The sequence below is a fragment of the Nonomuraea sp. NPDC002799 genome (assembly GCF_053592075.1).
In genome coordinates this window covers 47600-60677 of record NZ_JBSFVA010000035.1, presented here as the reverse complement: position 1 = coordinate 60677, position 13078 = coordinate 47600, and the positions used below count along the sequence as shown (strand labels likewise).

At 71.0% G+C, this 13078-nt stretch carries 13 protein-coding genes; 9 read left to right on the top strand and 4 right to left on the bottom strand.

Features of this window, described 5'->3' with window-relative positions; translation table 11 throughout:
• Window positions 1-23 precede the first annotated feature (23 nt).
• Window positions 24-989 carry a hypothetical protein gene (locus tag ACWD0F_RS41310; protein WP_449886756.1) on the bottom strand — a complete coding sequence of 322 codons (966 nt, stop codon included), beginning with the start codon at window positions 987-989 and terminating at the stop codon, window positions 24-26.
• Complete coding sequence (locus ACWD0F_RS41305) at window positions 986-2650, bottom strand: carbamoyltransferase N-terminal domain-containing protein (protein WP_449886754.1); 1665 nt, start codon at window positions 2648-2650, stop codon at window positions 986-988. Before ACWD0F_RS41305 ends, ACWD0F_RS41310 begins: the two co-directional genes overlap by 4 nt.
• Window positions 2651-2895: 245 nt before the next feature.
• On the opposite strand from ACWD0F_RS41305, the gene ACWD0F_RS41300 reads away from it, so the two are divergent.
• From ACWD0F_RS41300 to ACWD0F_RS41280, 5 genes are read left to right on the top strand one after another with little or no spacing between them, the layout of a single operon-like run.
• Window positions 2896-4125 carry a methyltransferase domain-containing protein gene (locus tag ACWD0F_RS41300; RefSeq protein ID WP_449886752.1) on the top strand — a complete coding sequence of 410 codons (1230 nt, stop codon included), beginning with the start codon at window positions 2896-2898 and terminating at the stop codon, window positions 4123-4125.
• An 18-nt stretch (window positions 4126-4143) separates the two neighbouring features.
• The gene (locus tag ACWD0F_RS41295; RefSeq protein ID WP_449886749.1) at window positions 4144-5133 is read left to right on the top strand and encodes a class I SAM-dependent methyltransferase; all 990 of its coding nucleotides are present in this window, start codon (window positions 4144-4146) and stop codon (window positions 5131-5133) included.
• Between the two features lie 11 nt (window positions 5134-5144).
• Complete coding sequence (locus tag ACWD0F_RS41290; RefSeq protein ID WP_449886746.1) at window positions 5145-6683, top strand: tryptophan halogenase family protein; 1539 nt, start codon at window positions 5145-5147, stop codon at window positions 6681-6683.
• Entirely contained in the window at window positions 6676-7197 is a 522-nt protein-coding gene (locus ACWD0F_RS41285; protein WP_449886743.1) for a flavin reductase family protein, read from the top strand. The genes ACWD0F_RS41290 and ACWD0F_RS41285 overlap by 8 nt, the downstream gene beginning before the upstream one ends.
• Window positions 7194-8597, top strand: a complete 1404-nt coding sequence (locus tag ACWD0F_RS41280; RefSeq protein WP_449886740.1) for a cation:proton antiporter — start codon at window positions 7194-7196, stop codon at window positions 8595-8597. Before ACWD0F_RS41285 ends, ACWD0F_RS41280 begins: the two co-directional genes overlap by 4 nt.
• Here the strand turns inward: ACWD0F_RS41280 and ACWD0F_RS41275 are convergent.
• Both ACWD0F_RS41275 and ACWD0F_RS41270 read right to left on the bottom strand, forming a co-directional pair.
• Window positions 8567-9640, bottom strand: a complete 1074-nt coding sequence (locus tag ACWD0F_RS41275) for a hypothetical protein (protein ID WP_449886737.1) — start codon at window positions 9638-9640, stop codon at window positions 8567-8569. The genes ACWD0F_RS41280 and ACWD0F_RS41275 overlap by 31 nt on opposite strands.
• A gap of 38 nt (window positions 9641-9678) precedes the next feature.
• A complete protein-coding gene (locus tag ACWD0F_RS41270; protein WP_449886734.1) occupies window positions 9679-10029 on the bottom strand; it encodes a GntR family transcriptional regulator in 351 nt (116 codons plus the stop codon).
• A 232-nt stretch (window positions 10030-10261) separates the two neighbouring features.
• On the opposite strand from ACWD0F_RS41270, the gene ACWD0F_RS41265 reads away from it, so the two are divergent.
• The 4 genes from ACWD0F_RS41265 to ACWD0F_RS41250 all read left to right on the top strand — a co-directional run bounded on the left by ACWD0F_RS41265 (window position 10262) and on the right by ACWD0F_RS41250 (window position 13035).
• Window positions 10262-10726, top strand: a complete 465-nt coding sequence (locus ACWD0F_RS41265) for a hypothetical protein (protein WP_449886731.1) — start codon at window positions 10262-10264, stop codon at window positions 10724-10726.
• The gene (locus tag ACWD0F_RS41260; RefSeq protein WP_449886728.1) at window positions 10723-11283 is read left to right on the top strand and encodes an SdpA family antimicrobial peptide system protein; all 561 of its coding nucleotides are present in this window, start codon (window positions 10723-10725) and stop codon (window positions 11281-11283) included. Before ACWD0F_RS41265 ends, ACWD0F_RS41260 begins: the two co-directional genes overlap by 4 nt.
• On the top strand, window positions 11268-12248 hold the full coding sequence (locus ACWD0F_RS41255) for a sporulation-delaying protein SdpB family protein (protein WP_449886726.1): 981 nt from the start codon (window positions 11268-11270) through the stop codon (window positions 12246-12248). Before ACWD0F_RS41260 ends, ACWD0F_RS41255 begins: the two co-directional genes overlap by 16 nt.
• A gap of 91 nt (window positions 12249-12339) precedes the next feature.
• A complete protein-coding gene (locus tag ACWD0F_RS41250) occupies window positions 12340-13035 on the top strand; it encodes an LmbU family transcriptional regulator (RefSeq protein WP_449886724.1) in 696 nt (231 codons plus the stop codon).
• The last annotated feature ends 43 nt before the right edge of the window (window positions 13036-13078 follow it).

Here is a 13078-nt window from a genome sequence, read left to right as displayed (position 1 = left end):
GTCTCGCCCCGAGCCCGGGTTCGTCACTCGTAACCGTACTGCTGGATGAGGTCGCCGAACTGCTCGGTGAACCTGGCCAGGTTCCGCTCGGTGAACCGCTCGGGCCAGCCGCCGCTGCGTCCCTTGTAGAAGCTCCACGCGTCCGGGTTGTAGACCTTGCCGGCGACCTCCTCGGCGTCGCGCCCCGAGCCGAGGTGGCGCAGCACCCGGTTGACCGCGCCGAGCTGGCGCTCGCGCGAACCGCCGCCCTCCGGCCCCACCAGGTCCTCGTAGCGGACCTTGCACACCTGGGGATGGTTGAGCAGCCAGAGCGCCTTCTCGAACTGGTCGCGGCCGAGGAACGACTTGTCACGCAGCGCGTGGTCGATCTTCTCTTCCCAGGTGGGCTTGCTGCGCAGGATGGCGCTGAAGATGTCGGCCTCGAAGAAGTTGCCGTACCCCTCCTTCGTCCGCCCCTCCAGAAAGTTGATCATCGAGATGACGGCGTCGCGCGGGTCGCGGTAGTTGAAGATGATCGGCGGGCTGCCGCCGTCCACCCACTCGCTGAGGAACGTGCCGTCCACCCGCTCGATGTCCAGCTCGTGGAAGACCCAGCACAACCCCGGCGGGGTGTCGGCGAAGCGGCTGTAGGACAGGTGCGGGTTGGTGACGATCTGCTCGGCGTACTCGTATCTGGTGCGCCCGTAGCGGTTGACCACCCGCTGGCCGAGCTGGCGCTGCCAGTGCCACATCATGGCCGCCCACACCTCGCGCGCCCGTTCCTCGAACGCCTCCGTGCCGCGCAGCCCGGCGAACTCGTCGTAGTCGACCTTGGACAGCACCTGGGCGCCGATGGCCAGGCTCCGCTCCTCGTCGAAGCGGGGCGTGGTGTGCGGCGCGGGGCGCGGCACGCCCACCATCTTGTAACCCAGCTCCAGCATGAGCTCCTGCATCAGGTGGGTCCCGCTCTTCTGCAGCGAGATCACCATCACGCGCTGTTCCCGGTTCACCGGGACCTCCTTCGGTACAGGACGCCGTCACTCCAGATCACCTCGACGCGGCCCCACCGCATGGCGGAGGCGACGTCGGGGAAGAAACCGTCGCCGCTCGGGCCGGCGCTCGTGCTGCACAACACCGGGATGCCGCTCCACTTGGCGTACTCGCGCAGGATCGTGGTCAGCACCGGGTCGTCGTCCGCCGTGACCGTCTGCAGGCGCGCGGTGCCGTCGAGGTGCTGGATCGCGGGGATGCGGTCCACCCACTCCGGGCGGATGCGGTGCTCGTACAGCATGTACGGATCGGGCGTCCCCGGATCGAAGACGTCCTGGGCCCGGTCGGCCAGGCAGATCGGCGTGACCGGCCGGCGCTCGTCGCGCTGCTTCAGGGCGTTGAGCACCCGCCGCGTCGCGGGCCGTACCGCGGGAGCCAGGACGCTGCGCGAGCCCAGCGCGCGCGGGCCGAGCTTGGCCCGCCCGCTGAGCACGACCGCCGGCCTGCCGGTGACGTGCAGGAGCCTGGCCAGCTCCTCGGGCCGGCAGGGCGACAACGTCCAGTCGTCCGGCAGGTGGGGGTGGCGGGTCAGCGCGGGGCCGAGCCGCAGGCTCCATTCGATGGGCCGCAGCCCGTCCGCCCGCCCCAGGTGCGCCGCCGCCGCGCCGATGGCCGAGCCGGAGTCGTCGGGGAAGGGCGGCACCCACATCTCGCGGATCGCCGGCTCCGCCCGCAGGGCCGAGTTCCACTTGATGTTGAGCGCGCAGCCGCCGGCGAAGCACAGGTTGAAGGGCTCGTCGCCCTGCCACTCCCGCACGCGGGCGACGAGCCGCTCCAGCAGGAGCCGCTCGACGAAGGCGTGCAGGCTCGCCAGCACGTCGGCGTCGCCCACGCCCATCCGGATGGTCCGCTCGCGCAGCCCGGCCAGGCAGGCGCGGGCGTGGCGGTGGGACGGCTCGGCCGAGCCGCCGCAGCCCACGATGGACCGCCGGTACGCCGCCGCCCGTTCTCCGCCTCCGGTGAAGTGCTCGTCGAACAGCTCGCGCAGCACCCCCTGGATCTCGTCCTTGGCCGCGCCCAGCGCGAGGTAGGACATGAGGTTGCCGGCCGCCAGCGGGTCGGGGGCGCCGTCGCCGCCCTGCCGCGGAGCCGGACCGAAGTACTCGAAGGCCAGCGCGTAGACGTCGCCGATCAGCGGGAACAGCGCGCCGCCCGGCTCGGCCCGCCCGTCCGCGCCCACGCGGTAGAGCCGGGGGAAGGAGTCGCCGTCCCAGACCAGGACCATGGACGGCTCGCCGGCGGCGGCGAAGGGGCTCGTGCAGTACGCGGCCGCCAGGTGCCCGGTCAGGTGCGGATGGCTCGTGTAGCCGACGGTCCTGCCGCCCAGGCGCATGGTGCCGCGCACCCCCGCAGGGGCCGGGCCCTCCGCGTACGGCGCCACGTCCAGCCCGAGCACCCGGCCCGCGTGCGCGCCCGCCCAGCCGTCCACCACCCATTCGCCGACGTCGCCGATCTCGTAACCGCCGGCGGCGAGTAATGCCGGCACGATTTCCAGATTCGGCATGCCGCTGTGCCGCGGGTTGTTATCCAGCTTCTGGACCTCGATATTGAACTCGAGCTTGCCGTCCCTGAGTAGAGCCACCCCGCCGCTCTTGGTCAGCTTGAGCCCGGCAGTAATCATCGCTCTCCTCCGCATTCGATGGCGCCGTGGTCGTTCATGGATATCCAATTATTCGGTCGGAAAGCTAGCGGCCTGTTGCGCCTCGCACCAGCGCCTGGCCCTGATGATGCGGCGCTCCGTCCCGCTGGCGGGACAGCCGGGCGGCTATTCAGGGAGCCGCAGGGGGGTCAATTGTTTGCGGCAATCGCGGGCTCCCTCGAAAATGCTGCGCAGAGATTCCAGGCCACGGTCGATCAGGAGCTCGTATGCCCAACAAATCCCGGTGCCGCGTCTGCGACGGTACGGTTCATGAATTCTTCGACTTCGGGCGGCAGCCGTTATCGGACGCATTCCTCCCGATCGGCTTCGACCCGGGGCGTGAGTTCTTTTACCGGCTCGCCACCGGCCTGTGCGAGTCGTGCACGATGGTGCAGCTCATGGAGGAGGTTCCGCGTGAGCGCATGTTCCACGAGGAGTACCCGTACCACTCCTCGGGATCGGCCTACATGCGCACGCACTTCGAGGAGCTGGCCAAGCGGCTGCTGACCACCGAGCTCACCGGCGGCGACCCCTTCGTCGTGGAGGTGGGCTGCAACGACGGCGTCATGCTCAAGGCGCTGGCCGAGGCGGGCGTGCGGCACCTGGGCGTCGAGCCGTCCGGGGGCGTGGCCGACGTGGCGGCGGCGAAGGGCATCAGGGTCCGCAAGTCGTTCTTCGAAGAGGCGACCGCCCAGGAGATCCTCGCCGCCGAGGGCCCCGCCGACGTCATCTACGCGGCCAACACCCTCTGCCACATCCCGTACGTCGGGTCCGTCCTGTCCGGCGTCGCCGCGCTGCTGGCGCCCACCGGCGTGTTCGTCTTCGAGGACCCGTACCTGTCGGACATCGTCGAGCGGACCTCCTTCGACCAGATCTACGACGAGCACTTCTTCTTCTTCACCGTCCGCTCGGTCCAGGCCATGGCCGCCCGGCACGGGCTGGAGCTGGTGGACGTGGAGCGGCTGCCGGTGCACGGCGGCGAGGTCCGCTACACGCTGGCGCGCGCCGGGGCCCGCACGCCGGCTCCCGGGGTGGCGGAGCTGCTGGCCGAGGAGGACACGCGGCGGCTCGGCGACATGGACACCCTGCGCCGCTTCGGCGAGAACGTGTTGCGGATCCGCGACGACCTGACGGCCCTGCTGCGGGACCTGCGGGCCCAGGGCAAGCGGGTGGCCGGCTACGGCGCCACGGCCAAGAGCGCCACCGTCACCAACCTGTGCGGGATCGGCCCGGACCTGGTGCCGTACGTCTGCGACAGCACGCCCGCCAAGCAGGGGCGGCTCACCCCTGGCACGCACATCCCGGTCCGGCCGCCGGAGGAGTTCGCGCGGCACCACCCCGACTACGCGCTGCTGTTCGCCTGGAACCACGCCGACGAGATCATGGCCAAGGAGCAGGCGTTCAGGGACGCGGGCGGCCAATGGATCTTGTACGTCCCCGACGTACGGATCGTGTGAAGCCCTGAGGAGGCCCTGATGAACGCACACGCCACCAAGTCCAGCGACATCTTCAACGCAACCGTGGCCGGGTTCGCGATCGCCGCCGCCTGGGAGGTGGGCGCGCTCGACGAGCTCCACGACCGCGGCGTGGTCGACGTGCCGGCCTTCTGCCTCCGGCACGACCTGCACCTGCCGTCGATCCGCAGCATGTTCGCGGCGCTCGCCGCGGTCGGCGTCGCGGTGCGCGACGGCCAGGACAGCGTGCACGCCGGCCCCGCGCTCGCCGGGGTCCACCGCGACAAGGCGTTCTTCCACTGGCTGACCGTCGGCTGCGCCGAGCTGTTCGGCAGCATGCCGCGCATCGTGCGCAACGAGCGCAGGAACGGCAACTTCTACCGCCGCGACGCGGTGGCCATCAGCCACGCCTGCAAGGACATCAACCGCCAGGCGTTCGACCCGGCGTTCTGGGCGGCCATGGACGCCATCGACTTCTCCTTCCGCGTCGTCGCCGACCTCGGCTGCGGCGGCGGGGGGCGGCTGGCGCAGATCGCGGGCCGCTACCCCGACGTCACCGGCGTCGGGATCGACATCGCCCCCGACGCCCTGCGCGACGCCGCGGCCAACGTGGCCGCCGAGGGGTTCGGCGGCCGGTTCGAGTTCGTCCAGGCCGACGTGCGCGGCCTCGATCCCGATCCGCGGCTGGAGAAGGTCGAGGTGCTCACGTGCTTCATGATGGGCCACGACTTCTGGCCGCGGGAGCGGTGCGTGACCTCGCTGCGCCGGCTGCGCGAGGCGTTCCCCAATGTCCGCCGCTTCCTGCTGGGCGACACCGCCCGCACCACGGGCCTCCCCGACCGGGACAAACCGGTGTTCACGCTGGCGTTCGAGACCGCCCATGACCTTATGGGCGTCTACCTCCCGTCTCTCGTCGAATGGGAAAGCGTTTTCGAAGAGAGCGGGTGGACGTGCCTCAACGCCCGCCCCGTCCGCGTGCCCGCGGACTCCGTCGTCTACGAGCTGGCCTGAAGGAGTGACGCATGATTCGTTCTGTGGTGATCGTCGGTGGTGGCACCGCCGGATGGATGACCGCCAGTTACCTGAAGGCGGCTTTCGGCCCGCGGCTGGACGTGACGCTCATCGAGTCGCCACGGGTGAAGCGCATCGGCGTGGGTGAGGCCACGTTCAGCACCGTGCGGCACTTCTTCGACTACCTCGGCCTGGACGAGGCCGAGTGGCTGCCGAAGTGCGCGGGTGGCTACAAGCTCGGCATCCGCTTCGAGAACTGGAGCGGGGACGGCCGGCATTTCTACCACCCGTTCGAGCGGCTGCGCATGGTGGACGGCTTCTCGATGGCGGAGTGGTGGCTCGCGCTGGGGGACAGGAGCGTGCCGTTCGACCGCTCGTGCTTCATCACCTCGGCCCTGTGCGAGGCCAAGCGCTCGCCCCGGATGCTGGACAGCTCGCTGTTCGCCGCCGGCCTGGACGGCACGCTCGGCCGCTCGACGCTGGCCGAGCAGCGCGCGCAGTTTCCCTACGCCTACCACTTCGACGCCGACGAGGTCGCCGGATACCTGGCCGGCATCGCGGTCAAGAACGGGGTCGCACACGTCCTCGACAACGTCGAGCACGTCGGCCAGGACGAGCGGGGCTGGATCAGCCACGTCCGCACCGCCGAGCACGGCGACATCGCGGGCGACCTGTACGTCGACTGCACCGGTTTCCGCGGCCTGCTGATCAACCAGACGCTCGGCACCCGGTTCGAGTCGTTCGAGGACGTCCTGCCGAACAACCGGGCCGTCGCGCTGCGGGTGCCGCGCGACGAGGCCACCGACATGAACCCCTACACCACGGCCAGGGCGATGAACGCCGGCTGGATGTGGACGATCCCGCTGTTCCGCCGCAACGGCAACGGCTACGTCTACTCCGACCAGTTCATCAGCCCGGAGGAGGCCGAGCGCGAGCTGCGCCAGGCCGTCGCTCCCGGCAGGGACGACCTGGAGGCCAACCACATCCGCATGCGCATCGGGCGCAACCGCGAGTCCTGGGTGCGCAACTGCGTGGCCATCGGCCTGTCCAGCGCGTTCGTCGAGCCACTGGAGTCGACCGGCATCTTCTTCATCCAGCACGGCATCGAGCAGCTCGTCCGGCACTTCCCCGACGAGCGCTGGGACGCCGGGCAGATCGCCGCCTACAACGACCGGGTGGCGCACGCGGTCGAGGGGGTCAAGGAGTTCCTGGTCCTGCACTACAAGTCGGCCCAGCGCGACGACACGCCGTACTGGAAGGAGGCCAAGGTCCGGGCGATGCCCGGCGGGCTGCGGGAGAGGCTGGACCTGGCCGGTGCGCGCCTCCTGGACGAGGAGACGGTCTACCCCTACTTCCACGGCTTCGAGAGCTACTCGTGGAACGCCATGAACCTCGGCCTGGGCCGGATCCCGCGCATGCCGCCGGCCGCGCTGCGGCACATGGACCCGGCCAACGCGCTGGCGGAGTTCGCCCGGATCAAGGCCGAGGCCGACGAGCTGGTCGCGGCGCTGCCCAGCTGTTACGAATACCTGGCCGAAATCCATGGCTGACGCGCGCGCCACGGCGACGCCCGACGCTTTCCGCGGCTTCATGGGCTCCTACTTCACCGGGGTGACGGTCGTCACCTCGATGGACGAGGGGGGCGGGCTGCACGGGCTGACCTGCAACTCGCTCAGCAGCGTGACGCTCGATCCGCCTACGCTGCTCGTCTGCCTGGACGTGCGCAGCGGCACCCTCGGGGCGGTGCTCGGCAGCGGCTCGTTCGCGGTGAACCTGCTCGGCGACTCCGCCCGGAGCACCGCCGAGCTGTTCGCCTCGCCCAAGCCCGACCGCTTCGCGCAGGTCACCTGGCGGCGGACGGCGCTCACCGGTCTGCCCTGGCTGGTCGACGACGCCCTGGCCGTGGCGGAGTGCCGGGTCGCCCGATCCGTTGCGGTCGGCGACCACACGGTCGTCCTCGGCCGGGTGCTCAACATCGAGAACGGCTCCGGCGACCCCCTGCTGTACGGCCGGGGCAGGTTCGCCGCCGCCTTCCGGCCGCCGGTGCCGGCGAGCGGGCCATGACGAGCCTGCCCGGAGCCGAGCCGACGGCGGGCCGGCCGGCCACGACGAGCCCGCCCGGAGCCGCGCCGAGGGCGGGCCGGCGGGCCGTGCTCGGCGCCTGCGTGGGGCTGGTGGTCCTCGTCGGGTCCATCGCGCTGTGGGCGCCCGGCCGGTCCACGCCCGACCCGGTCACCAAGTTCCTGCTCGCGGTGGCCGTCATCCTGCTGGCCAGCCATGCGTGCGGTGAGCTGATGCGCCTGGTCCGCCAGCCCCCGGTGCTGGGCGAGATCCTGGGCGGGCTGCTGCTCGGGCCCTCGGCGCTCGGCGCCGTGTGGCCGGAGGCGGTGACCTGGTTGTTCCCCGCCGACGTGCTGGCCGCTCTGGACAAGGCGGCGCAGCTCGGGCTCGTGGTCTTCATGTTCCTGCTCGGCTGCGAGCTGCGCACCGACCGGATCAGGGTGCCGCGCATCCTGGCAGCCACGCTCGTCGGGGGCATGGGCCTGCCGTTCCTCGCCGGCGCGGCCATCGCGCTGGTGGCCGGGCCGATGCTGGCGGGGGCGGGCGGGGTGTCCCCGGCCTACCACCTGTTCTTCGGGCTGGCGCTGGCCGTCACCGCGCTGCCCGTGCTGGCCAGGATCCTCGTGGACCTCGGGATCGAGCGCACCAGGGTCGGCGTGCTGTCGTTGTCCTCGGCGGCCATCGGCGACGGCGTGGCCTGGCTGGCGCTCACGCTCATCCTGGCCGGTGTCGGTGCCGGGGGGACCGGCGACCTGTGGCGGACCGCCGCGCTCGCCGTGGCGCTGATGCTGGTCACGTACCTGTGCGTCAGGCCCGCCCTGGCCACGCTGGCCGCCAGGACGGACTCGGCGAGGGTGCTGACGATCGTGCTCGTGGTCGGCGCGACCGGGTTCTCCGCGCTGACCCAGATGATCCATCTCCATCCGCTGATCGGCGCGTTCCTGTTCGGCGTGGCCGTGCCGCGCGGCGCTCCGGTCGTCGAGCGGGTCGGCGAGCAGCTCCAGGGGTTCACGCTGATGATCCTGCTGCCGCTGTTCTTCGCCGGGGTCGGGCTGAAGACGGCGGCCGGGCTCATCGGCGCGCATCCGGGGCACTGGCTCGCCGCCCTCGCGATCCTGGTCCTGGCGCAGGCGACGAAGGTGGTCGGAGCGGGCGGCGGGGCCTTGCTGGCCGGCCTGCCCGGACGGCAGGCCCTGCAGGTCGGCGTGCTGATGAACTGCCGCGGCGTGACCGAGCTGGTGATCGCCAGCATCGGCCTGCAGTACGGGCTGATCAACCAGCTCGGCTTCACCATCCTGGTGCTGGTCGCCATCGTCACGACGGCGCTCACCGGCTGGCTGATGCGTCACACGGCGGGCGGGCGGCCGGTGCGTCACACGGCGGGCGGGCGGCCGGTGCCCTGAGCCCTGTCCGAGTAGGCGTGCACCCCGTGCGTCGGCGGAAGGGGCCGCGGATGCAGCGGGACGCGGCGGTCGCCGCGCAGGGCCCGCCTGATCTCGGTGGCGGCGGTGGCGGCGTCGTCCACGGTCACGATGAGCTCGCCGCCGCCGCGCAGCGCCACCAGCAGCGCCTCGCCCTTGCGTACGACGATCGCGTGCCGCTTGATGCTGTGCATGCGCCAGCCCCAACCGCCCCACCGGCGCGGGTCGACGAGGATGGCCTCGGCGGTCTCGATGCGCCCGAGGGGGATGCGGACGATGACGCCGAGCGGGATACGGCCGCGGACCGACAACGTCTTGCCGTCGAAGGAGGCCAGGACGCCGCCCCACACGTGCAGCGTCGCCAGGCACACGAGCGCGGGGATCACCATCCAGTAGGTGCCGATCAGGGCCAGCACGAGCATGACCGCGGTGGCCGCGAGCGTCTTGCGCATGAACGGGCGGTTCCGCGACTGCCCGATCCACACCGTGCGCCCGCGGCGCTCCCTGAGCCGGGACAGGATCGGCTCGGGCGGCAGCTCGGCGATCTGCGCCGCGCTCCGGTAGAGGGGGTGGACCGCGATCGCCCCCATGGCGAAGGCCACCACGCTGGCCACGATCGTGAAGGGCTCCGACATCGGCGCCGGCCGGGCCGCGCTCCAGTGGGGGGCGTCCAGATTGGCGAGCACGATGCCCAGCAGCACGCTCCCGGTGATCGCCGTCGTCAGCGCCATGACGCAGCCCGCCGCCAGCCGGTTGCCGATCGACCCCGGCGGCCGCAGAAAGGCCAGCAGGGCCAGGATCGAAGACGCGGCGACGTCCAGGACGATGATGTCGCGGACCGTCGGCCAGAACGGGGACGACCCGTCCGGGCTGTCGCCGCTGAAGTGGGAGGCGACGGGGTGGGGGAGCCGCTCCTGGAGAACGAGGGAAGTCGCGAGGGTGAGGGCGATCATCGCCGTGGGTGCGGCGACGATGACGAGGATGGCAGGGGTGGCCGCATGCGTGAGCCCATGACGAATGTGCACCTTTCCCCCGAACCTGCACGTCTTGCCGTAAGGGTGGATCAGTCAGGCATGCTGTCATAGTCGCTGTTCTGTCGGAAGGTGCGTAACACAAGATTCGTCAGCACTTCCTCCGACAGTCCCCGGCGCCGCGCCTCCACGACGAGCCGCACGACCGCCTGGTTGAGCCGCCGGTCCTCGATCTGCGTCCCGGACGAGATGATCACTGTTCCCCGGCCACGGCGCACCTCGACCACGCCCTCATCGCGCAGTTGGGCGTATGCCCTCAACACGGTGTGCAGGTTCACCCGCAGGGCGGACGCCAGGTCCTTGGCGGGTGGGAGATGTTCTCCCACGTGCAGTGTTCCCTCGGCCAGTTCGCGGCGCACACCTTCGGCGATCTGGTCGAACAACGGAGTTCCACTGCTGGGATCGATGCTCAAATGCATACAGGCTCAGCAGCGCTGGGTGCCCTGGAGCGGGCCCAGGTCCCCTGGCCGCGGCATCGGAGAATCTTTACTCATAGTTCTAGAAATTATAGAGTAACTTCCGTGTCAGAAGTGACGCCTATTTCAGGGGTAGCTGATGCAGTGGAAAGCAACCATCCTAGGAGTCGTCTTAGCCGCCGGTCTAACAGGGTCCTCCATGGCGGCGGCCGGCGCCACCGACCAGCAGCGTTACAGCGGGCAGGCGTTGTTCGAGGGGTTGTTCCTCGGCCGCGGGCCGGTCGCGGAACACCATCCGGACCTGCGCGTCCCGACGTCGGGCGCGACGTGGACGGCCGCGCGGTCGGGGCAACTGATCGCCGCGATCAAGCAGGCGGAGCCCGGTTTCTTCAGCACTTTCCAGCGTGAGATCACCAGCGGCGACCGGGTGCGCATCGAGCGGGCCACCGTCGCCGCGGACGAACTGGCCGCCCGTGTGATGGCGGGGGCGCCGCCGGGGACGGCGTCCGCGTACGGCACCTTCATCGTGGTCAACCAGACCTTGGTCGTGCAGTCCAACACCATCTGGGACCAGACAAGGGTCTGGGTCTCGACGGACGGATCCGGGTCCGCCCTCGCCAAGGAGACGTTCGTGAACGACGTGGCCGAGGCCCTCTTGCCATGAGCCCCGGCCGTCGGTTGGGTGCCGTCGTCGTCACCCTCGCGCTCGGCTGGGCCGTCGTGATCGCCTATGTCGTCATCGGTCAGCTCCCCGCCGCCGCCCTCCGGCTGCCCGGCCAGCGGGCGGTCAGCGAGCCGGCCCGGGCCGTGGCGCCCCAAGGCTGGGCCTTCTTCACCAGGTCGGCCCGTGAGCCGAGAGAGATCGCCTGGAGCCGCGCCGCCGACGGCACGTGGCGGCGCGCCGGCCCGGGACCGCACGCCGAGCCCCGCAACCTGTGGGGGTTCGACCGGCGCTCTCGCGCGGAAGGGATCGAACGCGGCATGCTGCTGGCCGGCGTCCCCGCCGCCACGTGGCGGGACTGCCGGAACGAGGTCGTCGCCTGCCTGGGCCTGCCCGGCCCGTCCGTGCCCGTGCACAATCCGGCCCCCGATCCCATCCTCTGCGGGACCATCGAGGTCACCCGGCAGGAACCCCTTCCCTGGGCCTGGTCCTCGGCCGCCGCACAGACCCACATGCCGCTCAAGGTCGTCCGATTGGAGGTCAGGTGCTCGAAGGGTTAGGCGAAAGGGCGCGGAGGATCGCCGGAACGAGCCCGTGGACCAATGTGTACGGTCTGGCCAGAACGCTCGCCGCGCTCTGCACCCTGACCACCCTGCTCGCCAGCGACGGCTCCTCGCTCTTCCGCCCGGCCCAGGGCGTCCCCGCCTTCCCGCACTGTGACGGCGCCGCCGCCTACAGCCTGTTCTGCGTCGTGGACGTGGACGTGGCGCACGTCGCCGCCGTCGTGATCCTGCTGACGGCCGCCTCAGGCTGGCGGCCACGTCTCACCGCGCTGCCCCACTGGTGGGTGGCCGTCAGCTTCCAGGTGTCCGCCACCGTCCCCGACGGGGGCGACCAGGTCGCCGCCGTGCTCACCCTGCTGATTCTGCCCATCGCGCTGACCGACCGGCGCGCCTGGCACTGGCAAGCGCCCCAGCCGGTGGGCGACCCGGCCGTGTCGCTGGCCGCCTGGTCGGCGCTCATGGTCGTCCGGCTCCAGATCGCGGGCATCTACCTGCAGGCCTCGGTGGCGAAACTGGGCAGTGAGGAGTGGGCCGACGGCACCGCCGTGTACTACTGGTTCGGAGACCCGCTGTTCGGCGCCCCCGGCTGGGCGGCGGGCCTGATGGGATGGCTGACCGCTTCGCCGCTGGGAGTCACGATGCTCACCTGGGGCGCCATAGCGGTCGAGTTCGCCCTGTTCCTGGGGCTGGTCGCGCGCCGGGCGGTGCGTCCGTACCTGCTGGCGGCCGGACTCGCCCTGCACGCCCTGATCGGGCTGCTCATGGGGCTGGGGAGCTTCGCCCTGGCGATGGCGGCCTGCCTCGTCGTCTATCTGCGGCCGGTCGATCTGCCGTTCGCGCCGGTCCGCCTGCCGCTGGGACGCCTGACCTCCCGGTGGCGGGCCCCGCGTCCGCCGGGTCCCGCGCGGCCCGTCGCCGGCGAGGGCACCCCGAAACTTCTGCAACCCGACACGCGCGCCTGATCACCGGGGGCGATCCTCCCGGAGAGCCGGCGCCGGACCCTCACCTCATTCGAGCTGCTGCTGGCTCATGTCTTCTGTCGAAAGAGCAACGATGAGCGATCCTCTCATGCCGAAAAGAAGGACCAGCGCCGGCCGCGACCGGCGGACCCCACAGCCCGAGAACGGACCACGGCACGGGCTGGGACTCGACCGGATGGTGATCCCGAGAAGGACCGGCCTGCAGTTCCCGACCGAGATCCCCTTCTCCAACTGGGAGAGCATCGGCCGTCAGTTGTCCCTCATCGCCGACTCCTCCGCCTGGTGGCTGGGCGACTGGCTGGTGTACGGCGAGAAGCAGTACGCCGACCGCTACCGCACGGCCATCGAGCGCACCTCGCTCGACTACCAGACGCTGCGCAACTATGCCTGGGTGGCCCGCAGGTTCGGCCTGGCCAGGCGCAGGGACAAGCTGAGCTTCGCCCACCACGCCGAGGTGGCGGCGCTCAGCATGGCCGAGCAGGACCTGTGGCTCCTGCGGGCCGAGCAACAATCCTGGTCCAGAAACCGCCTGCGCCGGGAGTTGCGGCAGGCTGCGGCGTTGAAGAGCGGCGAGGCGCCGGACGGCGCGGAGCCGGCGCAGCCCTCGAACGTGAACGTCAAGCTGCAGCTCAATCCGAGCCAGGAGCAGCTCGAACGGTGGGAACGCGCCGCCCGCACGCAGAACTGCGACCTGGCCAACTGGATGGTGCTGGCCCTGGAGCGGTTCGCTCATGAGATCACGCACGACGGCGCGCGGGCTGCGAGCTGAAGGGGTAAGGGTCCGGATGCGGGATCGGCCGCATCCGGACACC